The organism is uncultured Merdimmobilis sp., assembly GCF_902471145.1.
Lineage (GTDB): Bacteria > Bacillota > Clostridia > Oscillospirales > Ruminococcaceae > Merdimmobilis > Merdimmobilis hominis.
Genome location: NZ_CABRJC010000001.1, coordinates 71,902 through 94,581 on the forward strand (window position 1 = coordinate 71,902; position 22,680 = coordinate 94,581).

The window sequence follows — 22,680 nt, forward strand, 5'->3', positions numbered from 1 at the left end:
CCCGCAAAACAGCCGCGGCATGGCACCTCTCTGGCCTGCCGCGGCTGTTTCACCCTTTGGGGGATGGGGAAAGGACAGTTAAAATCCCGATTTATAGCGCGAGTACAAAAGCAAAGCGCACCCACAAAAGCGAGTGCGCCAATTGCCCGCGGCGGCTCGCCGCTATTTTGCCTGTGGGGGACTACTCCTCGCAGGTGAGGTCGCTGAGCTTGGGCGGGAAAAATTCATCGGTGGGGAATTTGATCCGTTTGAAAAGCTCGCAGGGGTCGTCGGTAGTGCAGACGCTCTCCTTATCCGGCACGCAGTAGTCGTAGGCGGGGATCATCATCTGGACACAGCGCTCGATCTGCACGATGGTGAACAGGCCCAGGCTGATATACACTACCCGGCTGGGGGTGACGCCCTGGAACACCCCGTCAAACTGGGCTGTGATGCAATCGGGCAGGACGCCTAAGGGCTCGCAGTTATACTGGGGGCATTCGCAGATGCGGCAGGAGAGGCAGATGGGGTCAACCACCTGTGTTTTTGCCCCTCCATCGCCGCCGTCACAGCTGTTTGAGATGTACTGTCACCCTGTTTTGATCTGCGTCAATCCGCTCCACCAGCCGGTGGAGCTCCGGCCGGGTGAGATGGGAAAACCGCTCCCCGGCAGAGAAAACCGGGCGGTTAATCCCCTCCCATTTTTGCAGCTCTTCCCCCATCTTCTCCAGCTGGGCAAGTCGCTCTTTGAGTTCCTCCAGGGAGATGATCCCCGCCTGGAACAGGGTCTTCACCCGTTCTTCCCGTTGGTGCAGTGCCGCGGAGGCGGACTCTCCCCGGTTGGGACGGGGCGTCTCCCCCGGAAGGCGGGCCGAAAAATACATTCCCAAGGCCCGGTTCAGCTCCTCCTCCCCCACCGAAGGGTGGCCGGGGCAGCCGGGAGTAGGGCAGAGCCACCGGGCCCCCGCCTTGCGCTTGCGGCGGACAAGAGGCTCCCCACAGGAGGCACAGCAGAGGAGTCCGCTGAGAGGGTACCTCCCCTTGGGGGATCCCGCCTTGGGGACAGCCCGGCTTTCCAGTATCCTCTGGGCGGCGTCAAACTCCTTCCGGGTCACCAGGGCCAGTTCCGGTCTTGGGTGGCGGAGCCACTCCCCTTGGGGGCGGGTCCCCGTCTTCCCCGAGAGGAAGTCCACCGTCTCAAACCGGTTGTTGACCAGTTCCCCTGCGTAAACCGGGTTGCCCAAAATCCGCCGCACCCCTTTGGCATTCCAATCGCCGCCCCGTTTTGCGGGGATGCCCAGGGCAGTGAGCCGCAGGGCGATGGCCCGGCAGCCGATGCCCTCCCCGGTGTACCAATGGAAGATCCGCTTCACCGTCTCCCCCTCCGCCGGGTTGATCCGCAGGGTGAAGGCGTCCACCCGGTCATAGCCGTAGAGTTCCGGCGGGACCCTGCCCCGCTTTGCCCCTTCCTGCTTGCCGAACTTCACCCGGCGGGAAAGGTTGGCGCTCTCCTCCTGGGCCAGCGCCCCAAAAATGGTGAGGACAAACTCAGAGTCCCCCAAAAGCCCCTGGCTCCCCGAGAGGAACCACACGGCAACCCCCAGGGATTTGAGCCGCCGGAAAGCGTTTAAAAAGTCCACGGTGTTGCGGGAAAACCGGCTGATATCCTTGACGGTCACCAGGTCAAAGGCCCCTTCCTGTGCATCCCGCAGCATCTGCAAAAACTGCTCCCGGCCCTTCATCTGCCGGCCGGATATCCCCTCATCCGCATAGATTTTCACCAGTTGGTGGCCTTGTTTTTCTGCAAAATCCTCAAAGAACCGCTTTTGGTTTTCCAAGGATTCCAGCTGGGCTTCCCGGTCGGTGGAGACCCGGCAATAGGCGGCCATCCTCATAGCTCCTCCCCCCGCAGAAGTTTGCGCAGCAGCTGTTCCAGCCTGCCGGGCGGGTTGGGGTCCTCAAAGCGGATTTCCAACGTCTCTTCTTTCTTTGTTTCCACAAGGATTCCCCCTTTCAAGCGATATAAAAGGAAAAAGCGCATACCTCCCCACAGGGGGTATACGCTTTACTTGTATGGAAAAAAGGGAGAAAAGATTCTGGCTTCCCTACAGCAGCATGGCCGCAACCGGGGCGAGGAACACCGTCACCACGCCAGCCACCACAATAGCCAGGCTGCTCATGGCGCCTTCCACCTCGCCCATCTGCATAGCGCGGCTGGTGCCGATGGCGTGGGAACATGTGCCGATGGCAAGGCCGATGGCCACCTTGTTCTTCAGATGGAGGAGCTTGACCATTCCGGAGGCGATGGCCGCCCCAAGAAGGCCGGTGAGCACCACCAGCGCCACCGTCAGCGCCGAGATGCCGCCAATCTCCTCCGACACGCTGACCGCGATGGAAGAGGTGATGGATTTGGGGATCAGGGAGTAGTAGATCACCGGAGAGAGGCCCAGCAGCTTGCAGCAGGCAAAGACGCTGGCCACCGAGGCCAAGCACCCGGAGACGATGCCGGTCATGATGACGGCGAAGTTCTTTTTAAGCACATCCAGCTGTTTGTACAGCGGCACGGCGAAAGCCACCGTCACCGGCCCCAACAGGAAGGAGAACTGGGAAGCGCCTAGGTTATAATCCTCATAGGGGATGTCAAAGGCCAATAACACCCCAATTACTATGGCAATGGCGATTAAAAGGGGGTTTAAAAACGTGATCTTCAGCTTTTTGCAGAGGAAGTCCGCCAGGAAGAACGCCCCAAAGGTGAGGGCAAGTCCAAAATAAGGGTTGGTGGTTAGATAGGCAAACAGGTTATTCATGGGCGGTTTCCCCCTTGGATTTCTCTTTGGCACGGCTCAAAAACTCCACCACCAGGCCGGTGACGGTAAAGGTGGCCACCGTGGTGGCCACCAGGGTCAGCACAATGCCCAGCAGGTCGTTTTGAATGTGGTGGAAGTTGGTGAGGATACCCGCCCCCAATGGGATGAACATCACCGACATAATGCTCATCAGATACTCGGCGGTGTCCTCCACTGCATCCAGCTTCACCAAGCCGGTGAGCAGCAGGAAAAAGAGCATCAGCATCCCGATGATGTTGCCGGGGATGGGCAGGCCGGTGGCCTCTTTGACCAGATCCCCGCACAGGGCGATGGCGCAGATGAGTCCAAACTGTTTCAGATATTTCAACTTCAAATCCCTCCAAATTGCGGGGAAAATCCTCTCCCCAAACTGATATTTCCAAGGGAAAACGGCGGTTTGTGGGCACACACCTGTACACTTGCCTTAGGCATGTTGTTGACGCGGCAGTCGTCGCTGCGGGTCAGATCTGAGGTGTATACCTTCACATTGCCCTCGCTGCCGTACAAGATAACCTTCTTGGAGAAGGTAGCCAAACCTTCTACTGGTACCGACGGGGAGAGGGGTGAGGTGTAGCAGGATAAGCTGACCCCAAAAAAGAAGGTCATATCCACCGAATAGAACCCTTTGTTAAAGGGGACCGGCTCCACTGCTAAGTATACGTTGAGAACCTCCACCTTCCGCGCTTTTACCGAGATGGCCTGGTCGACAATGGGCTGCTGGGCCGTTGTAAAAAAGACCTGCAAATCCTCCAAACAGTCCTTGTCGCTGCAAGAGTCATAGATCCGCTTGGTATCGATGCAGACCGCTTCTTTAAAGCAACCGGAGCCCGCGCTCTGTGCCTGGTATTCATTTGAAACAGCCATAGAAATCCTCCTACTCATAGATTTGAGTTTTGCTCAATATCATTGTATGAATGTAGGGGGATTTTGTGACAGCTTCTGGAAAAAAGCCCGCTGGAAGGGCCCAGGCAGCCAGCGTTCGGCCGGAAATAGGGGATTTTCCCCACCCAGGTCAGGACAGCTTGGTCAGCTTGGCAAAGTTGCTCATGATCTTTTTGGTGCCCACCTTTTCAAAGGCAATCTCCACCAGATGGTCGTTGCCCATGGGGGTGACCGAGAGGATCATCCCCTCCCCGAAGACCTTGTGCTTTACCCGGTCCCCCGGGGAAAGAGCGATAGTGGTCCCGGTGTGCTGGGCGGCCACGCCGATGTTGTTTTGGGCGTGCTGGGGCCGCTTGGGGGCCACCTTGTTGCTGCCGGTCAACTTGCGGGCCAGAAGGGTCTGGTCGTGGACGTCGCACAGCTCTTGGGGCACCTCTTTTAAGAAGCGGCTTGGCCGGTTGCGGGCGGTCTGCCCAAAGATCAGCCGCTGGGAGGAGTTGCACAGGTAGAGCCGCTTTTTGGCCCGGGTGATGCCCACATAGGCAAGGCGCCGCTCCTCCTCCACTTCGGCGGGGTGGTGCATGGCCTGGATACCGGGGAAGATCCCCTCCTCCATCCCCACAATAAAGACGTTGGGAAACTCCAGCCCTTTTGCAGAGTGGAGGGTCATCATCACCACCGCGTCAGTGTCGGCGTTATAGCTGTCCAAATCGGTGTAAAGGGCGATCTCCTCCAGGAAGCCGGAGAGGGTGGCGTCCTCGTTCTCCTCCATGTATTTGACCATGTTGGATTTTAATTCTTCGATGTTTTCGATCCGGCCCTGGCCCTCAAACCCCTGCTGCCGCAGCATGGTGAGGTAGCCGGTCTTCTCCAGCAGGCCGTCCAGGGTCTCCACCAGGGAAACCTCATCCACCTGGGCCATCAGGTCCTGCATCATCCGGGCAAATTCCAACAGCGGCCGGGATTTCTTGGAGAGGGGGGCGTACTGGTCGCTTTCCGCCATCACTTCAAAGAGGCCCATGTCCAGCTGGGCGGCAATCTCCTCACAGGTGGCCAAGGTGGCGTCGCCGATGCCCCGCTTGGGCTCGTTGACGATCCGTTTCAGCCGCAGGGTATCCCGGGGGTTGTTGATGACGCTCAAATAGGCGATGACGTCTTTGATCTCCTTGCGCTCATAGAACTTCACCCCGCCGATGATCCGGTAGGGGATGGCGGATTTGACAAAGGCCCGCTCAATGGCATTGGACTGGGCGTTCATCCGGTAAAGGATGGCGTTGTCGGAGAATTTGCCGCCCTCGTTCACCCCAGCCATGATGGTCTCCGCCACGAACTTGGATTCCTCCAGCTCGTCATTGGCCCGGTAGACGGTGACCTTCTCCCCGGCCCCATTGTCGGTCCACAGGGTTTTGCCCTTGCGCTCGGTGTTGTTTTCAATCACCGCGTTGGCCGCGTCCAGGATGGTCTGGGTACAGCGGTAATTCTGCTCCAGGCGGATGACCTTGGCCCCGGGGAACTGCTTCTCAAAGCTCATGATATTCTCAATGGTCGCCCCGCGGAACTTGTATATGCTTTGGTCGTCATCCCCCACCACGCAAATATTGTGGTGGCGCTGGGCCAATAGACTAACCAGCATATACTGGGCGTGGTTGGTGTCCTGGTACTCGTCCACCATGATGTAACGGTACCGGTTCTGATAGTGTTCCAGAACCTCTGGGTTCTCCAAAAACAGGCGGACCGTCAAGGTGATGATATCGTCAAAATCCAGGGCATTGGCGGCTTTCAGCTGCTTTTGGTACCCGTCGTAAACCTTGGCCATGACTTCGTTGCGATAGTCCCCGCCGGCGGCACTTAGCATCTCCTCCGGGGTAGTCATCCGGTCCTTGGCCTGGCCGATAAAGGAGAGGATCGACCGGGGGCTGAAGGATTTTTCATCCACCCGCAGCGCTTTGAGCTGCTCTTTGATCACCCGGATGGAGTCGTCGGTATCATAGATGGTAAAGCTCCGTCCATACCCCAGGTGCTCGATCTCCCGGCGCAGGATCCGCACGCAGGCAGAGTGGAAGGTGGACGCCTGGATGTCCGCCGCATCCTCCCCAAGCATGGCAAAAAGCCGCTCTTTCAGCTCCCCGGCGGCCTTGTTGGTGAAGGTGATGGCCAAAATCTGCCAAGGCTTAGCTGGGCGGCAGGCGATCAGCTCCCGCAGGCGGCCGTCGTCCTCCTCAGAGCCGTCTGCCACACGCTCCAGGAAGTCCATGTCCTCTTCGGTGATATAGGGGGGGACGTCCTCCTCCCAATAGGCGTTGCCGAACTCCACCAGATTGGCGATCCGGTTGACCAAAACAGTGGTTTTGCCGCTGCCCGCACCCGCTAGGATGAGCAGCGGCCCCTCCACCTGGAACACCGCCTGACGCTGCATATCGTTCATCCGGGCAAAGCGCTGGGTCAGGATTTTCTGCTTATACAATTGAAAACGATTGGAACATTCTGTGATCATAGATGGAACTCCCTTGCTGCGGCTGCATGGGCAGCCAAGTCCTATGGCTTCCTGGCTCAAAAAAAGAGATGCAGCGGAACTTCTCCCCGCATCCCGGTTCAGGGGCCCTCCCTCTTTTCTGCATTGGGCTGCGCCTACCCCCAAAGGGCAGAGCGGGAGGTCCGGCAAATGGTCCCCATGCCTCCTTCGCCTCGATTGTGGGGTAAAAGGCAGGCCGGCGAACCTAGAAAAGGCATACGAATTGCCATTGCCGTTATTATAACACAAAACAGGGCAAATTGAAAGAGCGCAGCCCTCATTCCAGCAGGAGTTTTGCCAATCCACACTCTTTTTTGCCGGACCGCCGCCCGGATTTTTTCCCGGTGGGCCGTTGCTTTTTGCAAAGAAAATCGTTATACTAAAAATCGGCAAGAACTACTAATATTTTACAATGAGGTGAAATTATGTCTTCCTTCGCATGGAATGTAACGGGGGCCACTTTAGGGGCCATGCTTCTCCCCTTCCTTTTCAGCCTTTTAAAGGCCGTTGTGGTATTCGCCATTGGCTGGGCGCTGATCAAATCGGCCATCTCTTTTGTGCAGAACCTGCTGCGCCGCTCCAAGATCGACGTCACACTGCATGCCTTCATCTTGTCGATTGTCCGCATCTCACTGATTGTACTGTTGGCTTTGACCTGTTTGCAGATTCTAGGGTTTGAGATCACCACCCTGCTCACCGCTTTGGGCGCAGTCGGCTTAGCCATCTCCCTGGCGGTCAAGGACAGCCTTTCCAATCTGGCGGGCGGCATCCAAGTATTGCTGACCAAGCCCTTTGCCGTGGGGGATTACATCGCCGCCGACGGGTTTGACGGCACCGTCAAGGAGATCGGCATCACCCACACCATCTTGACCACAGTGGACAACAAACGGGTCTACCTGCCCAATGGGGATGTGGCCAAGGCGAAGATCACCAACTTTTCCAGCGAACCCACCCGCCGGCTGGATCTGACCTTTTCCATCGGGTATGGGGATGACTTCAAGCAGGCGGAAGCGATTATTGCCCAGCAGGTGGAGAAGAGCGGCCTGGCTCTCACCGATCCCGCTCCTTTTATCCGGGTTTCCAAACACGGGGAAAACAGCATCGATCTCACCTGCCGTGTGTGGGTCAACAGCGCGGATTACTGGACCCTCCACTTCTTCCTGCTGGAGGAGGTCAAACTGGCCTTTGACGCTGCGGGGATCAATATCCCCTACCCGCAAATGGATGTGCACATCAAAAATAATGAAACGAAATAAAGGCAAAATAAAAGGGATGGGCGTCTGCCCATCCCTTTTATTTTGCCTTTATTCCCTAAAACTAGAGGGTCATCCCCTGGAATTTCTGTTTTGCCTGGTTGACCTTGTTTTGGTCAGCGGGTTCGGTGGCGTACCAGCCCCGTTTCTGCATCTCGGCAAACACGTCGTGCTGGATTTGATGCTCCTCATCCAGGAGGTTCATAAACTCGGCAAGCAAAGCGGGGGTGGCGCACTCGTTGGCAAAGGCGTTGTACCCATCGGTAATAAACTTCTGGGAAGAAAGGGCGTCATCCATCATTTCACGGTCGGAAAAATTGCAGTTGTTCGGCATTTGGTTTCCCTCCTAGTTCAAGTGGCTCAGCAGGCGAGAGAAGTGGCTCTGGTGTTTGGAGGCGATCTCCTCACACTTGGTGCGGATCTGGGGATCGGTGCACTGCTGTGCATACAACTTGTATTTCTTAACCAGGTTTTGCTCCACCGACAGCTGATCTTCAAGGGCGGAGAGTTCTTTGGAAGTCAGGTTGGCCATATCGGTCCCTCCCAATTTTTTTGGAATTGCGCCACCTTGCCGCCGAAAACACTCGGTTGCGGGAACGGTCTTCCCTGGCAGTCGATTCGGCCGCACAGCGCCGCTTTGTTAGATTTCCCCTTGAAAGCGCAGCTAGCCGAGACAAAAAATTCCCCTTCCTCCGCCCTTTGGAGGATTTGCCAGATCTTTGCAAAGGCTTTGCCAATCCCGCTGGAACCAGCCGTGAATCTGGTGGGATTCCCCTCCCCTTCCAGCATCTGACATAAGTTTTGGTTAAGGCCTTCCAAGGGATTGGGCCAAGATTTCCCTTACCAAAACTTAACTTTGAAAATTCCTTTTTTGGACGGTATAATGGCAACAAACCTAGGAAAGTGAGGGAAAAAAATGAAACCAATTTCAAAAAAACTGCTCCTGCTGGGCTGTGCGGCTCTGGCAACCTCCTCTATGGCGGTCACCGCATTTGCACAGCCTCAGGTGGCCGACTTCCGATGGGGTACGACCATTTTTTCTAATTCCACCCAGACCTACCAAGGCAGTGGGTACAATACATCCTCCCTACAGGATCTTTTGAAAAACTGCCGTCCCCAACTAGGCGGGTTCGGCTGGGTTCAGAACATCATTGGAAGCGGCTGCACTGGGAATTCCAATTGCAGCGGCAACCACTGGGGTTCCTGCCGGCCAAGCTATCCGGGCTGTGGCCAGCTTCCCGGCGATGATGACATCATCGGCGGCGATCGGCCAGAGGTTCCCGATGTGCCGAACAAGCCGGAGACACCGGAAACACCGGATAAACCCAATGTCCCCGACGATGGCGACACCTTGGCGGCCTATGCCAAACAGGTGGCGGACCTTGTAAACCAGGAGCGGGCCAAGGCCGGCCTCTCCCCGCTGAAGGTGGATGTCACTGTACAATCTGCGGCTCAGGTCCGCGCCAAGGAGATCGTCTCCTCCTTCTCCCACACCCGCCCCAACGGCAGCAGCTTTTCTTCTGCCCTGACAGAGGCTGGTGTCAGCTTCCGCGGCGCCGGTGAGAACATCGCCTATGGCCAGTCCTCCCCCGAAAAAGTGATGGAGGGCTGGATGAATTCCTCCGGCCACCGCGCCAACATCCTAAACAGCAGCTACACCTCCATCGGCGTTGGCTGTTACCAGGGCGCTGGTGGCACCCTCTATTGGACCCAGCTGTTCACCTACTAACTTTGGATACCTCCCTGTAGTGAAAGAGCCCCCTTCCGGCTGGAAGGGGGCTCTTGCCTTCGATCATCCAAACGCCAAAACAGCCCCAAGGGAATTCCCCCAGGGCTGCCGCAATCAGTGTTTGTGGGTGGAGGAGGTGACAAAACCATCGAAAAAATCCCCCAGGTATTGGAAGGCCTTTCCGGTGCCGATGGCCACACAGTCCACCGGGTCCTCCGCCAGGAAAGCGTTTACCTTTGTGTAATGGGAGATCAGCCGGTCCAAGCCATGGAGCATTGATCCGCCGCCGGTCATCACCAAGCCGTTCACCGAAATATCCGCTGCCAGCTCCGGCGGGGTCTTCTCCAAAATCTGCTGGACGGCCACTACAATGTTCATCGCCTGTTCCAGCAGCACTTCCTTCAGCTCTGACCGGGTGATGGTCAGCTTCTGGGGCAGGCCGGTGCGCAGGTTGCGGCCTTTGATGTCGGTGGAGATATCCTCGTCCTCGTTAAAGAAAACGCTGCCGATCTCCATTTTCAGCCGTTCGGCCATCTTTTCCCCGATGAGCACGTCATAGGTGGAGCGGACATACCGGACAATGGCCTGGTCGAACTTGTCCCCTGCCACCTTGAGGGAGGTTTTGCACACCACCCCGTTGAGGGAGAGGACGGCGATGTCGGTGGTTCCTCCGCCGATGTCCACAATGATGTGTCCGTTGGGCTTGGAGATGTCGATCCCCGCGCCGAGGGCAGCTGCCACCGGCTCCTCAATCAAATAGACCTTCCGGGCGCCGGCGGCCACAGCGGCATCCACCACAGCCCGGGATTCCACTTCGGTGATGCCGGAGGGGACGCAGATGGCCACCCGGGGCCGGATGATCTGGTTTCCCCCCACCTTGCGCAGGAAGGACTGAATCATCTTCTCGGTGCTGTTAAAATCGCTGATGACCCCATCCTGCAAGGGGCGGACTGCCCGAATCTTATCCGGAGTGCGGCCCAACATCCGGTACGCTTCTTCCCCTACACTGAGGACCTCGTCGGTTTTGGTGTTGATGGCCACCACCGAAGGCTCTTTGAGCACAATGCCCTGGGTGCTGTCATAGACCACGACAGTCGCGGTGCCAAGGTCAATTCCCAGATCTACAGAAGCCATATCTATCATCCTTTCCACCTAGCGGCGCTTGTTCCCTGCAAAGAAGGCCCTGGGCAATCCACGGCTTTCTTTGCCGCCAGCCCAGCTTGTATAAACAACCTATTCACAAAAGATCATTATACTGGTTTTTGTCCAGTTTTTCAACTGGATTTCCCGTTTTCTTTAAGGTTGCCGCCAAGGTGAGGGCCACCACCCTCTGGGCGCCCATCTCTTTCAGGGCCAGGGCACAGGCGTGGAGAGTGGCCCCAGTGGTGGCCACGTCGTCAATCAAAAGCACCGAACCCTCCAATTTCCCCTCTCCGGATCGGTAGCTGCTCACCGCGTTGAGCCGCCGCCCCAGGGCGGAGAGATGGTGCTGGGTCCGGGTCTCCTCCAGCCGCAGGAGAGCGTGGGGCAGGTTTGGAATTCCCAGCGCCTCCGCCACCCGGCGGGAGAGAAGCTCGGTTTGGTTGAATCCCCGCTTCATCAGCTTTTCCATGGTGGTGGGCACCGGCACCGCGGCGGTGAACGCCTCTTCTGGGTAAGCCCTTTTTAAGGCATCCACCATCAGGCTGGCAAAACAGTCCGCCTCCCAATCACGGCCGGTGTCTTTAAACCCGAGGATGGCCCGCTGCACCCTTCCCTCATAATAAAATGGGGCGCAGAAGCCGTCAAAGGCCTGGTATCTGGCGTTGTCCCACTCCCCTTCGCCCAGCCAAGGCAGATAGGGACGGCATCGGGGGCAGGAGGGCTCTTCCCGGGTGGTCAAGCGGCCGCAGAACACACACCGGGGCGGGAACAGGGCATCGAGAAAGCGGGACCACAGCCCGCGCCGGTTATCCTTCCCCATGGCCAGCCGCCTGGATCAAATAGGTCTTTAAATTGGTGTAGCGCAGAGTCTTTTTGTCGTTCTGGACCATCCGTGCCACAGTAGATGCCTGTCCCAGAAGGATCAGCCTCTTTTTGGCCCGGGTGACCCCAGTGTAGAGCAGATTCCGGTAGTGGAGCTTGCTGTGGTAGCCCATCAGCGGCATCACCACCGATTCAAACTCGCTGCCCTGGCTCTTGTGGACGGTGATGGCGTAGGCCAGGTCCAGCTCGTCGGCCATGTCGAAGACATACTGGGCCATCCGGTCGTCGTACCGCACCAAAATGGACTGGGAAGGCCGGTCGATCATCTCGATTACCCCGATGTCCCCATTGAACACCCCCATGCCCTCATCGCCGTCATCCCGGCTCCAGACGATGTCATAGTTGTTGCGGATCTGCATCACCTTGTCCCCCTCCCGGAAGATGGAGGAACCGAACTTAAACTCGGTCTTTTGCGGGGAGGGCGGATTTAACACCTGCTGGAGCTGGCGGTTCAGTTCCACAGTCCCCAGGGCGCCCACCCGGCTGGGGGAGATCACCTGGATATCCCACATGGGGGAGCACCCGTAGGCCTTGGGGAGACGGACGCTGCACAGGGACAGCACTGTGGCCATCGCCCGGTCAGAAGAGGGCTGGGGGAGGAAGAAGAAATCGTTGTCCTTGTGGGAGAGGTCGGGTAGTTCCCCGCTTACAATGGCGTGGGCGTTGGTGACGATCAGGCTCTCAGCCGCCTGGCGGAACACCTCGCTGAGGTGGACCACAGCGATGACGTCCGAGTCGATCAAATCCTTGAGGACGTTGCCTGCCCCCACCGAGGGGAGCTGATCTGGGTCCCCCACCAGGATCAGCTTGCTGCCCAGGCGCAGGGCCTTGATCAGCGATTCAAACAGCTGGATGTCCACCATGGACATCTCATCCACCACCACTGCGTCAAAGGGGAGGGGGTTCTTCTGGTTGCGCTTAAATTTATTTTTTCCGCTCTCATCCTGGAAGTCCACCTCCAACAGCCGGTGGATGGTCTTGGCCTCCCGGCCGGTGACCTCGCTCATCCGCTTGGCGGCCCGGCCGGTGGGGGCGGCCAAGGCCACCTTGAACCCCCGCTGCTCCAATAGGGTGATGATCCCGTTTAAGGTGGTGGTCTTGCCGGTGCCGGGGCCGCCGGTGAGGATCAAAACGTCCTGGAAAAAGGCGGTCTCAATGGCCTTGCGCTGCAGCTTGGCATAGGCGATGCCCAGCTTTTTCTCCAAGGCGTCGATGTCTTTGTTCAAATCCTCCGGGGGGTTCATGGTCAGCTGCTCCATCATGGCAAGGCGACCGGCCACGTAGGTCTCCGCCTGGTAAAACTGGGGAAGGTACAAAAACCGCTGGCCCTCCACCGTGTCGCTGACCAGGCTCTTCTCCTCCACGAGCTCGTCCACCAGGGAATCCAGCTCCAATTCCTCATCTCCCAAGAGGGAGCGGGTGGCCCGCAGCAGCTTGTTCTGAGGCAGGCAGCAGTGGCCCCCGCTGAAGGTGTTGTGGCGCAGCACATACAAAATGGCCCCTGCCATCCGGCAGCGGCTGTCCATAGGCAAGCCCAGTTGGGTGCTGATGGCATCGGCCTCCTCAAATTTGAGTCCGATCTCCTCGCAGCAGAGGGCGTAAGGGTTCTCGGAGATGATGTCGGTGGCCAGGGTGCCCCACAGCTTCCACACCCGGATGGAGGCGGCGGGGTCGATGCGGAAGCGGGAGAGGAAGAGCATCACCGCCCGGATGCCGAAGATCCGCTTGTACTCCTCCTCGATCTCCTCTGCCTTTTTGGGGGAGATGCCCCGGATTTCGGTGAGGCGGCGGGGCTGTTTTTCAATTACCTCCAGGGTCTGGTCCCCAAAGGCGTCCACCAGGCGGCGGGCGATGGCCGGGCCAATCCCCTTGATCGCCCCGGAGGAGAGGTACTTTAAAATCGCCCCAGAGGTGGCGGGCAGGGTGCGCTCTACAATGGCGGCCTTGAACTGGCTGCCATAGGTGGGGTGGGTGACAAACTGGCCGGTGACCTTTAAAGCCTCCCCGATGTCCACCTGGACCAGTTCCCCCACCACCGTCAGCAGCTCTTCATCGGTGGCCAGCTCCAACACAGTAAAGCCGGTGTCTTCACTGTGGAAGACAACCTCCTCCACGCTGCCCTCAATTGTTGTAATTTTGCTCTCTGCCATCCCGCTTTTTCCCCTTTATTCCGTTTGCTCTTTCCCTAGTATAGTATACTTCGGAAGGTTTTGCAAACCTCTGTTCCCTCCATCAGCTCCAACAGCTGCTGGGGTGTCAGGATGCGGGCCCCGCTCTCCTGGGTGCAGAACGCCCGGCAAATCGCCAGGGTTTCCTCATCCGCCCCCATGTCCAGGATGAGCAGCCAGTTGGCATTGGCCCAATAATCCCACCGCATAGTGGAAAAGGCCCACCGCAGCACCTGCTCCGCATCCTCCATGTGGCCGCTGACCGGGATCATGGTGTAAAACCGGTGCATCCCTTTGGGGCGAAGCATCCACTGGCACACATAGCCGATCACCTGCACCAGGCCCAGGCAGAAGAGGATGCCCACTGTCAGCCAAAAAATGAGTTCGGTCATACCGTTTCCTCCATTCTCGGGGAAAAAATCCCCTGTGGTGCATCTTATGAGGGGGCATCCCCTTTGGTGAAAAAGGCTGTTTTTGAAAAATCCACCGTTTTGCGGAAAAACACCACCCTATCTTGGGAAAATGCCTTTTTCTTTGGGCTATGGCCATTGGTCTAAATCCCCTACAGAAGGCCCTTCTTTTTGGGAAATTCGCCGGGGAGCAATCGGTCTATTTTTGCCCACCATATAAGAAACTACCCCTTTCCACCAAAGTAGGGGGGAAACCTTTCTCATAAAAAGGAGGAATTTTTGTGAAACGTTTTATCACTACACTGATTGCCGCAGCTATTTTAACCATGGGCCTTGCCGCTTGTTCCAACCCCAGCGGGGGGAATTCATCCAGCTCCCTGCCCCAGTCCAGCGAGGCCGATGTCTCCTCCGGCAGCAGCCAACAACCGCAAGAGGATGGCAAGTCCGATTCCTCGGATCTCACCTATTCCAGCGATGACCTAGGCATCGCCTTCAGCCTTCCGGAAATACTGCGCGGCCATTCCAAAATCCTGACGAGCCAACGGGAAGCCTATGGGGAAACGGTGGATGTTGTTTCCCTTTACTACATGGAAGGGCCGAACCTCCCGGAATCGGATGTCCACATCCTAACCATCGAAATCATGAGCCAGCAGTGCTGGGAAAAAACAAAAGCAGAAGGCGGCCCCTTGGGCACCGAACTGACCACCTCCGAGGATGGGCGGGTAGCGGTTATGACCACCCTCCAATCCAATCCGTTCAGCGAGTCGGAGGAAGCGTATGACCTCTTTAACCAGCTACCTAAAGAATTGGCGGCGGTGTCGGAAAGTTTCCGCTTCCTGACCAGGTAGTCCCCCACCTTCCCAAAACTATCCCTTTCTAGTAAAATGAAAGGGAATCAAACAAAGGGAGGCGATGGCCGTGAAACAGCTCATCCTCATAAACGGGACTATGGGCGCGGGGAAAAGCGCCGTATCCAATCAGCTTCTGCGCTTGCTGGCCCCTTCGGTTTACCTGGATGGGGACTGGTGCTGGAATATGAACCCCTTTGTGGCAAATGGGGAAAATAAGGCGATGGTGCTTGACAACATCGCCTATTTACTGCGGTCCTTTTTGTCCAATTCCGGGTACCAATATGTCATCTTCTGCTGGGTGATCCACCAGGAGGAAATATTTGAGGAGATCTTCTCCCGCCTGGAGGGGATGGAATACCAGCCGGTGAAAATCACCCTGGATGTCTCCCCCGGCGCCCTGTGTCAGCGCCTCCTGGGGGATGTACGGGCCGGGGTGCGGCAGGAGGACGTCATTGAGCGGAGCCTCGCCCGCCTGCCCCTCTATGAGAAGATGGACACCGTCCACCTGGATGTGAGCCGGCGCACCCCTGAGGAAGCTGCCCAATGGATCGCTTCCTTTGTTCAGGAAGGGGATGGCACCTGTGGGTAGGATGCTGTTCTGCCAGATCTCCCCCCTCACCTATCAGATCTCGGTACAGAAGGGGATTTTCCTTCGCAACCTCAAGGACTTGTTTTCCCACGTCCATTTTGCTAAAAACTATTCCCTGCGGCCCCTCCCCTACTGCTGCTACAGCCACCGGTCGCTGATCCGGCGGCGGCTGCAAAACGTGGATTTACAGCTTCAGGAGAACAAGGCGGTAAATCTCTCCCTGGCGGCACCCAAGGTGAACGGCATCCTTATCCGCCCGGGGGAGACCCTCTCCTTCTGGCATCTGGTGGGGAGCCTGACCGCCAAAAAAGGCTACCGGGAAGGGCTGACCATCGAAAGCGGCGTCCCCTCCCAAGGGATCGGCGGCGGGATGTGCCAGTTTACCAACCTTATCCACTGGATGGCCCTCCACAGCCCTTTGGAGGTGGCGGAACACCATCACCACAACGGGATCGACCTCTTCCCCGACTTTGGGCGGCAGCTGCCTTTTGGGGTGGGCACCAGCATTTTTTACAACTACCTGGATTACCGGCTGTACAACCCCACCGATGCCACCTTCCAACTGTTTGCCTGGGTGGAGGGGGAGTATCTGTGCGGGGAGCTGCGGTGCAGCCTCCCTCTGCCAGTGAAATACCACATCCGGGAGGAGGAAAGCTATTTCACCCGGGAGGCGGATGGGGTCTACCGCCACAACAAGGTCTACCGCAGAGGGGTGGATAAAGCCACCGGCAGCATCTTGTTTGACCAGTTGTTGCTGGAAAACCATTCCCGGGTGCTGTACGACCCAGGGCTTGTTGACCCGGAACGGTTTCTCTCTGTGCAGTAAACCAAAGAGCCCCCTGTTCCCAGCTGGGAACAGGGGGCTTTGTGCTGTCAAATACTATTTGGTCAGGGCGGCAACTGCCTCTTTCAGGGCGTCCACCTTGTCCCGGTTTTCCCAGGCAACACCCAGATCCTCCCGGCCCATGTGGCCGTAGGCCGCCAGTTTGCGGTAAATGGGTTTGCGCAGGTCCAAGTCCTTGATGATGGCCGCTGGGCGCAGGTCGAACACCTGGGCGACTGCCTTTTCCAAGATCTCATCGGATACGGCGCCGGTGCCGAAGGTGTTGACATTGATGGAAACGGGATGGGCAACGCCGATGGCATATGCCAGCTGGATCTCACACTTATGGGCAAAGCCGGCCGCCACAATGTTCTTGGCTACATAACGGGCGGCGTAGGCAGCGGAGCGGTCCACCTTGGTGGGGTCCTTTCCGGAGAAGGCACCGCCGCCGTGGCGGCCGTATCCGCCGTAAGTGTCTACAATAATCTTCCGGCCGGTGAGGCCGCTGTCCCCCTGAGGCCCGCCGATGACAAACCGGCCGGTGGGGTTGATGTAGTACTTGGTCTCCCCATCCAGGAGTTCTGCGGGGATAATGGGTCGGATCACTTCCCTGAGGATGTCCTCCCGGATCTGTTCCAGGGTGACCTCGGGGGAATGCTGGTTGGAGATGACAATGGTGTCAATCCGCACCGGGCGGTCATCTTCATACTCCACGGTGACCTGGGTCTTGCCATCGGGCCGCAGGTAGGAGAGGGTGCCGTCTTTGCGGACTTTTGCAAGCTGTTTGGCCAGTTTGTGGGCCAAGCTGATGGCCATGGGCATCAATTCCGGGGTCTCATCGCAGGCATAACCGAACATCATCCCCTGGTCGCCGGCTCCAGTGACCAGGTCGTCCTGAATCTGGGCGTTTTTCGCCTCCAGGGCATTGTCCACACCCAAGGCGATGTCAGTGGACTGCTCATCGATGGTGGTGATCACCGCGCAGGTGTCGCAATCAAAGCCGTATTTGGCGCGGTCATAGCCGATCTCCTTGACAATTTCCCGGGCCAGCTTGGGGATGTCCACATAACAGCTGGTGGAGATCTCGCCCATGATGGAGACAAGGCCGGTGGTGCAGGTGGTCTCGCAGGCCACCCGGGCGTAAGGGTCCTTTTCCAGCATGGCATCCAGGATGCCATCGGAGATTTGGTCGCAGATTTTATCGGGGTGGCCTTCGGTCACCGATTCGGATGTAAATAGATATTTTGCCATGGGGTCCTCCTTTTTGGTTTAAAAAGCCTGTGAAATTGCCTCCTGTTTCCCCGGGCAAAAGAAAATGCCCGGCAAAAACCGAGCATCTATCAGAATCCTCATCTCTCGGTTTTATCCGCAGGATTTAGCACCTTTGCACACTGTGCAGGTTGCCGGGTATCATAGGGCCTGTTCCCTCCACCACTCTTGATAAGGGGCAATATTCAATTTACAAGACAATATTCTACAAGATTTTATGGCATTTGTCAAGGGAAAACTTTTCCTCTTCTTCTCCCTAAAGGGAACGGGTTCCACCAAAAAATGGGAAGGAACCCGCTCTATTTTAATCCCCATGGGCGATAATGCCGGAAATCTTCTTGTACACCAGCATGGTGATCCCTGCATTGGCCCCCGCCTTTATCAAATTGAAGGGGATGATAACCGGCACCAGAATCTCCAAGACCCCCTCCCGGGGCATACCGGTGAAGATGGGGGTGAAGACCAAATTCCAAACCACCATCATCCCCGTCATGGTCAGCACCCCGGCCACCAGAGCCAGGACCGCTGTCCGCTTGCTCTTGCCATGGCGGTAGATGTTGCCGGCCACAAGGGTGAAGGAACCGGTGGCAAAGATGTGCATCAAAATCCCAATCCATCCGCTGGCGGCGCTGACTGTCACCCCCTGAATGGTGCTCGCCAGCACGGTCAGCAGGAAACCGGCCCCCGGCCCATACAAAAAGGTGCAGATGAAAATCGGGATGTCTGCCGGGTCATATTCCAGGTAAGGGGCGACGGGAAAGATGGGAAAATGGACGAGGTAAACCAGAACCACCGAAATGGCGGCCATCATTCCCATAGTGGTCAGCCTGCGGATGGGGTTGGAGGTGTGTTTCTGTGTAGTCCGGTCCATATAAATCCCCTCCTATTGTCCTTTGATGATGGGTGAAATCTTTTTGTAGATGCAGAAGGTAATGGCCACACTGCACATCCCTTTTAGAAAGGTAAACGGCATATTAAACCATAGAAGAGCCTGCCACAGGTTCTCCACATGGGGATTGATGGCCCGGTACATCCCCAGAATGGCCTCCATGGGCATGAAGGCGGTGTAGATGGGGTAGACCACATAATAGTTGGAAAAGACGCTGCACACCGCCATAGCCGCCGCCCCGATGAGGGAGCCCACCAGCGCCCCTTTGCGGCCCTTGATTTTGCGGTAGACAATCCCGGCGGGCGCCACGAACAGCGAACCCAGCAGGAAATTGGACAGTTCCCCCACCCCGCCGGTGGTGGTGAAAAAGAGGTTGACCAGGTTTTTCACCAGGCAGACGGCCACGCCGGAGACAGGACCCAGGGCAAAGGAGGCGATCAGAGCCGGCAATTCGGAGAAGTCCATCTTGATGAAGCCGGGCATCAGCGGCACATTGAAGCTGAAAAACATCAGCACCGACGAGACAGCCGCCAGCATGGCAGTCATCACCATCTTGCGGGTTTTCCGGGTCCTTGAGGAGTAAACGGTGTTTGTCATTTGGATAAAACCCCTTTCTGATAAGAGGTCTGCTCGGGGGAATGAAATGCGCCTGGAAACCCAAAAGTTCCCAGGCGCCATGGATGCAAAAATGCACCTGTTTCTTTCATCCGGACTGTACCGTCGGTTTCGGAATCGCACCGAATCCTGCTAAAAAGCTCGCGGACTTGTGGCCATCGGCCCATCACCGCCGGTGGGGAATCGCACCCCGCCCTGAAACAGACAATATATGTATTTCGGCTATCAGTATAGCCTTTTCCCGCCTTGTTGTCAACAGGTATTTCCCCCGCTGCTGGAAATTTTTCTGGTGCGTCTTCTTCTATTCTGCCTCTCTCGCCATATGTGGAGGCGGGGCAATCCCCCGCCCCGTGACACTCTTCCGCCCTTTCTTTACATCCAAAGATACAGCCGCGAACAAAGAAAACAGGCGCCCCAAATGGGACGCCTGTTTGAAAATCCAAAGACTATTCGTTGATCTTGATGACAACGCCGGAGCCTACGGTGCGGCCACCCTCACGGATAGCGAAACGCAGACCTTCCTCAATAGCGATGGGGGTGATCAGCTCAACATCCATCTCCACGTTATCGCCAGGCATGCACATCTCAACGCCCTCGGGCAGAGCGACAACGCCGGTAACGTCAGTGGTTCTGAAGTAGAACTGAGGTCTGTAGTTGTTGAAGAAAGGGGTATGACGGCCGCCCTCTTCTTTTTTCAGGATGTAAACCTGGCCACGGAATTTGGTGTGGGGATGAATGGAGCCGGGTTTGCACAGAACCTGACCTCTCTGGATCTCGGTTCTCTGAACGCCGCGGAGCAGGGCACCAATGTTGTCGCCAGCCTCAGCGTAATCCAGGATCTTGCGGAACATCTCGATGCCGGTAACGACAACTTTTCTCTTCTCATCGGTCAGACCAACAATCTCAACCTCATCGGAAGTTTTCAGCTGGCCTCTCTCCACTCTACCGGTGGCGACGGTGCCGCGGCCGGTGATGGTGAAGATGTCCTCGATGGGCATCAGGAAGGGCAGGTCGGCTTTGCGCTCAGGGGTGGGGATGTAAGCGTCGACAGCGTCCATGAGCTCCAGGATCGGTTTGTAAGCAGGATCGCTCAGATCGTTGGGAGCTTCCAGAGCCTGCAGAGCGGAACCTTTGATGATCGGGATATCGTCGCCGGGGAAGTCGTAGGAGGACAGCAGCTCGCGGATCTCCATCTCAACCAGCTCCAGCAGCTCGGGATCGTCAACCTGGTCGGCTTTGTTCATGAATACGACGATGTAGGGAACACCTACCTGACGGGACAGCAGGATGTGCTCACGGGTCTGAGGCATGGGACCGTCAGCCGCAGAAACAACCAGAATAGCGCCGTCCATCTGAGCAGCACCGGTGATCATGTTCTTGACGTAGTCAGCATGTCCGGGGCAGTCAACGTGAGCATAGTGACGTTTGTCAGTCTCATACTCAACGTGAGAGGTGTTAATTGTGATGCCGCGCTCTCTCTCTTCGGGAGCTTTATCGATGTTCGCATAGTCAACGAACTCCGCTTTGCCCTGCAGACCAAGGGTCTTGGTGATAGCAGCGGTCAGAGTGGTTTTGCCGTGGTCAACGTGGCCAATGGTACCAATGTTGACATGGGGCTTTGTTCTTTCAAAATGTGCCTTTGCCATGAATGTTTCCTCCCTTATATCAGGTAAAAATAGCTTCCGTTTCAGGATTGCACTACAATTTGTATTGTAGCAAGTATGCGCTAAAAAAGCAAGCCCAAAACACAGAATTAGTCTTTTTTGGTTCGGGTGCTGATGATTTTCTCTGCGATGGATTTGGGCACTTCAATGTAATGAGAAGGCTCCATGACATACTGGCCGCGGCCCTGGGTCTTGGAACGCAGGTCGTTGGAGTAGCCAAACATCTCAGACAGAGGAACGAACGCACGGATCTCCTGGGCGCCGAACACGGCTTCCATGCCCTGGATCTGGCCGCGGCGGGAGTTCAGATCGCCGATGACGTCGCCCATGTAATCCTCGGGGACGTTGACCGTCACCTTCATGATGGGCTCTAGGATGCAGGGGTCAGCCTTGCGGCAAGCCTCTTTAAAGGCCATGGACGCACAGATCTTAAACGCCATCTCAGAGGAGTCGACCTCATGATAAGAGCCGTCGTACAGGGTGACTTTGACATCAACCACCGGGTAGCCAGCCAAAACACCGGCCTGCATAGCGCCCTGGATACCTTGGTCAATGGGGCCAATGTACTCTTTGGGGATAGCACCGCCCACGATGGCGTTGACGAACTCGTAGCCCTTGCCGGACTCGTTGGGCTCGACTTTGATTTTTACATGGCCGTACTGGCCTTTACCACCGGACTGACGGGCGTATTTGTGATCCACGTCGGCCAGTTTGCGGATGGTTTCTTTGTAGGCAACCTGGGGTTTACCCACATTGGCTTCCACCTTGAACTCGCGGAGCAGACGGTCCACGATAACTTCCAGATGTAGTTCGCCCATACCGGCGATGATGGTTTGTCCAGTCTCCTGGTCGGTGTAGGTCCGGAAGGTGGGATCTTCCTCAGCCAGTTTGGCCAGGCCGATGGCCATCTTCTCCTGGCCGGCTTTGGTCTTGGGCTCGATAGCCAGGTCAATAACCGGCTCGGGGAACTCCATGGACTCCAGGATGATGGGGTATTTGGGATCGCAGAGGGTGTCGCCGGTGGTGGTGTTTTTCAGGCCAACTGCGGCATAAATATCCCCTGCGTAGCAAACCTCAATATCCTTCCGGTGGTTTGCATGCATCTGCAGAATACGGCCCATTCTCTCAGGATTCTGCTTGGTGGAGTTGTACACGCTGCCGCCGGCGTTGATGGTGCCGGAGTAGACACGGAAGAAGCACAGCTTGCCCACATAGGGGTCGGTTGCGATCTTAAACGCCAGAGCGGAGAAGGGCTCTTTGTCGGAAGCGTGGCGCTCTTCCTCTTCACCGGTTTCGGGGTTCACGCCCTTGATGGCGGGAATGTCGGTGGGAGAAGGCATGTAGTCGATAATGGCATCCAGCAGTTTCTGAACGCCCTTGTTGCGGTAAGAAGTGCCGCAGCAAACGGGGACCATGGTGTTGGCCAGGGTGCCTTTGCGGATACAGGCTTTGATCTCCTCGACGGTGAGTTCCTCACCCTCCAGGTATTTCATCATGCACTCTTCATCCTGCTCAGCAGCGGCTTCGATCATAGCAGCGCGGTACTCGTTGGCCTGCTCCAGCATATCCTCGGGGATCTCTTCCACACGGATATCCTTGCCCAGGTCATCGTAGTACACATAGGCTTTCATCTCCACCAGGTCGATGATGCCTTTGAAGAACTGCTCCGAGCCGATGGGCAGCTGGATCGGGACAGCGTTGCATTTCAGCCGGGCCTTCATCATTTTAATTACGTTGTAAAAATCAGCGCCCATAATGTCCATCTTGTTGACATAGGCCATTCTGGGAACCTGATATTTATCTGCCTGACGCCATACGGTTTCAGACTGGGGCTCAACGCCACCCTTGGCACAGAAAACTGTTACAGAACCATCGAGTACTCGAAGAGAACGCTCAACCTCTACGGTAAAGTCAACGTGACCGGGGGTGTCGATGATATTAATGCGGTGGCCATTCCAGTAGGCGGTGGTAGCAGCGGAAGTGATGGTAATACCTCTCTCCTGCTCCTGAACCATCCAGTCCATGGTCGCGCTGCCGTCGTGGGTCTCACCAATCTTGTGATTGATGCCTGTGTAATACAGGATGCGCTCAGTGGTGGTGGTTTTACCAGCGTCAATGTGGGCCATTATGCCGATGTTACGTGTCATTTCCAAAGAGACATCTCTTGGCATATAGT

At 56.8% G+C, this 22,680-nt stretch carries 22 protein-coding genes and 2 riboswitches; of the genes, 5 read left to right on the forward strand and 17 right to left on the reverse strand.

The genetic code is table 11. The features are described 5' to 3' along the window. Nucleotides 1-181 precede the first annotated feature (181 nt). The 6 genes from RDQ42_RS00340 to RDQ42_RS00365 all read right to left on the reverse strand — a co-directional run bounded on the left by RDQ42_RS00340 (nucleotide 182) and on the right by RDQ42_RS00365 (nucleotide 6,201). Nucleotides 182-517: a hypothetical protein gene (locus tag RDQ42_RS00340; protein ID WP_054331641.1), complete on the reverse strand. Its 336-nt coding sequence runs from the start codon at nucleotides 515-517 to the stop codon at nucleotides 182-184. Between the two features lie 28 nt (nucleotides 518-545). Next, on the reverse strand, nucleotides 546-1,868 hold the full coding sequence (locus tag RDQ42_RS00345; protein WP_231358256.1) for a recombinase family protein: 1,323 nt from the start codon (nucleotides 1,866-1,868) through the stop codon (nucleotides 546-548). A gap of 216 nt (nucleotides 1,869-2,084) precedes the next feature. Beyond that, a complete protein-coding gene (locus RDQ42_RS00350) occupies nucleotides 2,085-2,786 on the reverse strand; it encodes an LrgB family protein (RefSeq protein WP_054331639.1) in 702 nt (233 codons plus the stop codon). Then, the gene (locus RDQ42_RS00355) at nucleotides 2,779-3,153 is read right to left on the reverse strand and encodes a CidA/LrgA family protein (protein WP_231358255.1); all 375 of its coding nucleotides are present in this window, start codon (nucleotides 3,151-3,153) and stop codon (nucleotides 2,779-2,781) included. Before RDQ42_RS00355 ends, RDQ42_RS00350 begins: the two co-directional genes overlap by 8 nt. 2 nt (nucleotides 3,154-3,155) lie before the next feature. After that, nucleotides 3,156-3,689, reverse strand: a complete 534-nt coding sequence (locus RDQ42_RS00360) for a hypothetical protein (protein WP_071428165.1) — start codon at nucleotides 3,687-3,689, stop codon at nucleotides 3,156-3,158. Between the two features lie 148 nt (nucleotides 3,690-3,837). Next, complete coding sequence (locus RDQ42_RS00365; protein WP_231358254.1) at nucleotides 3,838-6,201, reverse strand: ATP-dependent helicase; 2,364 nt, start codon at nucleotides 6,199-6,201, stop codon at nucleotides 3,838-3,840. A gap of 443 nt (nucleotides 6,202-6,644) precedes the next feature. On the opposite strand from RDQ42_RS00365, the gene RDQ42_RS00370 reads away from it, so the two are divergent. Further along, the gene (locus RDQ42_RS00370) at nucleotides 6,645-7,475 is read left to right on the forward strand and encodes a mechanosensitive ion channel family protein (RefSeq protein WP_083386474.1); all 831 of its coding nucleotides are present in this window, start codon (nucleotides 6,645-6,647) and stop codon (nucleotides 7,473-7,475) included. A 61-nt stretch (nucleotides 7,476-7,536) separates the two neighbouring features. Here the strand turns inward: RDQ42_RS00370 and RDQ42_RS00375 are convergent, their stop codons facing one another. Both RDQ42_RS00375 and RDQ42_RS00380 read right to left on the reverse strand, forming a co-directional pair. Beyond that, nucleotides 7,537-7,806, reverse strand: coding sequence for a spore coat protein (locus RDQ42_RS00375; protein ID WP_054331634.1), 270 nt, complete (start codon nucleotides 7,804-7,806; stop codon nucleotides 7,537-7,539). Nucleotides 7,807-7,818: 12 nt separating this feature from the next. Continuing rightward, nucleotides 7,819-8,004, reverse strand: coding sequence for a hypothetical protein (locus RDQ42_RS00380; protein WP_054331633.1), 186 nt, complete (start codon nucleotides 8,002-8,004; stop codon nucleotides 7,819-7,821). A 384-nt stretch (nucleotides 8,005-8,388) separates the two neighbouring features. Between RDQ42_RS00380 and RDQ42_RS00385 the strand changes: the two genes are divergently transcribed. Next, nucleotides 8,389-9,201 carry a CAP domain-containing protein gene (locus RDQ42_RS00385; RefSeq protein WP_231358253.1) on the forward strand — a complete coding sequence of 271 codons (813 nt, stop codon included), beginning with the start codon at nucleotides 8,389-8,391 and terminating at the stop codon, nucleotides 9,199-9,201. A 114-nt stretch (nucleotides 9,202-9,315) separates the two neighbouring features. Here the strand turns inward: RDQ42_RS00385 and RDQ42_RS00390 are convergent, their stop codons facing one another. The 4 genes from RDQ42_RS00390 to RDQ42_RS00405 all read right to left on the reverse strand — a co-directional run bounded on the left by RDQ42_RS00390 (nucleotide 9,316) and on the right by RDQ42_RS00405 (nucleotide 13,786). Further along, nucleotides 9,316-10,335: a rod shape-determining protein gene (locus tag RDQ42_RS00390; RefSeq protein ID WP_152916844.1), complete on the reverse strand. Its 1,020-nt coding sequence runs from the start codon at nucleotides 10,333-10,335 to the stop codon at nucleotides 9,316-9,318. 103 nt (nucleotides 10,336-10,438) lie between these two features. After that, nucleotides 10,439-11,164, reverse strand: coding sequence for a ComF family protein (locus tag RDQ42_RS00395; protein WP_231358252.1), 726 nt, complete (start codon nucleotides 11,162-11,164; stop codon nucleotides 10,439-10,441). Then, complete coding sequence (locus RDQ42_RS00400) at nucleotides 11,151-13,376, reverse strand: ATP-dependent RecD-like DNA helicase (RefSeq protein WP_231358251.1); 2,226 nt, start codon at nucleotides 13,374-13,376, stop codon at nucleotides 11,151-11,153. Before RDQ42_RS00400 ends, RDQ42_RS00395 begins: the two co-directional genes overlap by 14 nt. Before the next feature lie 35 nt (nucleotides 13,377-13,411). Continuing rightward, nucleotides 13,412-13,786 (reverse strand): hypothetical protein, encoded by a 375-nt coding sequence (locus RDQ42_RS00405; RefSeq protein WP_071428157.1) that lies wholly within the window; start codon nucleotides 13,784-13,786, stop codon nucleotides 13,412-13,414. A 299-nt stretch (nucleotides 13,787-14,085) separates the two neighbouring features. Between RDQ42_RS00405 and RDQ42_RS00410 the strand changes: the two genes are divergently transcribed. The 3 genes from RDQ42_RS00410 (at nucleotide 14,086) to RDQ42_RS00420 (ending at nucleotide 16,070) form a co-directional block, all read left to right on the forward strand. Next, nucleotides 14,086-14,652, forward strand: a complete 567-nt coding sequence (locus RDQ42_RS00410; protein WP_054331628.1) for a hypothetical protein — start codon at nucleotides 14,086-14,088, stop codon at nucleotides 14,650-14,652. A gap of 70 nt (nucleotides 14,653-14,722) precedes the next feature. After that, on the forward strand, nucleotides 14,723-15,244 hold the full coding sequence (locus tag RDQ42_RS00415) for an AAA family ATPase (protein ID WP_071428155.1): 522 nt from the start codon (nucleotides 14,723-14,725) through the stop codon (nucleotides 15,242-15,244). A 1-nt stretch (nucleotide 15,245) separates the two neighbouring features. After that, on the forward strand, nucleotides 15,246-16,070 hold the full coding sequence (locus RDQ42_RS00420) for a VanW family protein (protein WP_231358629.1): 825 nt from the start codon (nucleotides 15,246-15,248) through the stop codon (nucleotides 16,068-16,070). A 54-nt stretch (nucleotides 16,071-16,124) separates the two neighbouring features. Here RDQ42_RS00420 and metK read toward each other — a convergent pair whose 3' ends face one another. The 5 genes from metK to fusA all read right to left on the reverse strand — a co-directional run bounded on the left by metK (nucleotide 16,125) and on the right by fusA (nucleotide 22,675). Continuing rightward, the gene (metK, locus tag RDQ42_RS00425; protein WP_071428154.1) at nucleotides 16,125-17,318 is read right to left on the reverse strand and encodes a methionine adenosyltransferase; all 1,194 of its coding nucleotides are present in this window, start codon (nucleotides 17,316-17,318) and stop codon (nucleotides 16,125-16,127) included. A 95-nt stretch (nucleotides 17,319-17,413) separates the two neighbouring features. After that, nucleotides 17,414-17,514: riboswitch (SAM riboswitch) on the reverse strand. Nucleotides 17,515-17,640: 126 nt separating this feature from the next. Next, nucleotides 17,641-18,207 carry an ECF transporter S component gene (locus tag RDQ42_RS00430; RefSeq protein ID WP_054331625.1) on the reverse strand — a complete coding sequence of 189 codons (567 nt, stop codon included), beginning with the start codon at nucleotides 18,205-18,207 and terminating at the stop codon, nucleotides 17,641-17,643. A 12-nt stretch (nucleotides 18,208-18,219) separates the two neighbouring features. Then, nucleotides 18,220-18,822 carry an ECF transporter S component gene (locus tag RDQ42_RS00435; RefSeq protein ID WP_071428151.1) on the reverse strand — a complete coding sequence of 201 codons (603 nt, stop codon included), beginning with the start codon at nucleotides 18,820-18,822 and terminating at the stop codon, nucleotides 18,220-18,222. Nucleotides 18,823-18,916: 94 nt separating this feature from the next. Then, a riboswitch (FMN riboswitch) is annotated at nucleotides 18,917-19,047 on the reverse strand. A gap of 239 nt (nucleotides 19,048-19,286) precedes the next feature. After that, nucleotides 19,287-20,486, reverse strand: coding sequence for an elongation factor Tu (gene tuf, locus RDQ42_RS00440; protein ID WP_231358248.1), 1,200 nt, complete (start codon nucleotides 20,484-20,486; stop codon nucleotides 19,287-19,289). 107 nt (nucleotides 20,487-20,593) lie between these two features. Then, nucleotides 20,594-22,675 (reverse strand): elongation factor G, encoded by a 2,082-nt coding sequence (gene fusA / locus RDQ42_RS00445; protein WP_054331624.1) that lies wholly within the window; start codon nucleotides 22,673-22,675, stop codon nucleotides 20,594-20,596. Between the last annotated feature and the right edge of the window lie 5 nt (nucleotides 22,676-22,680).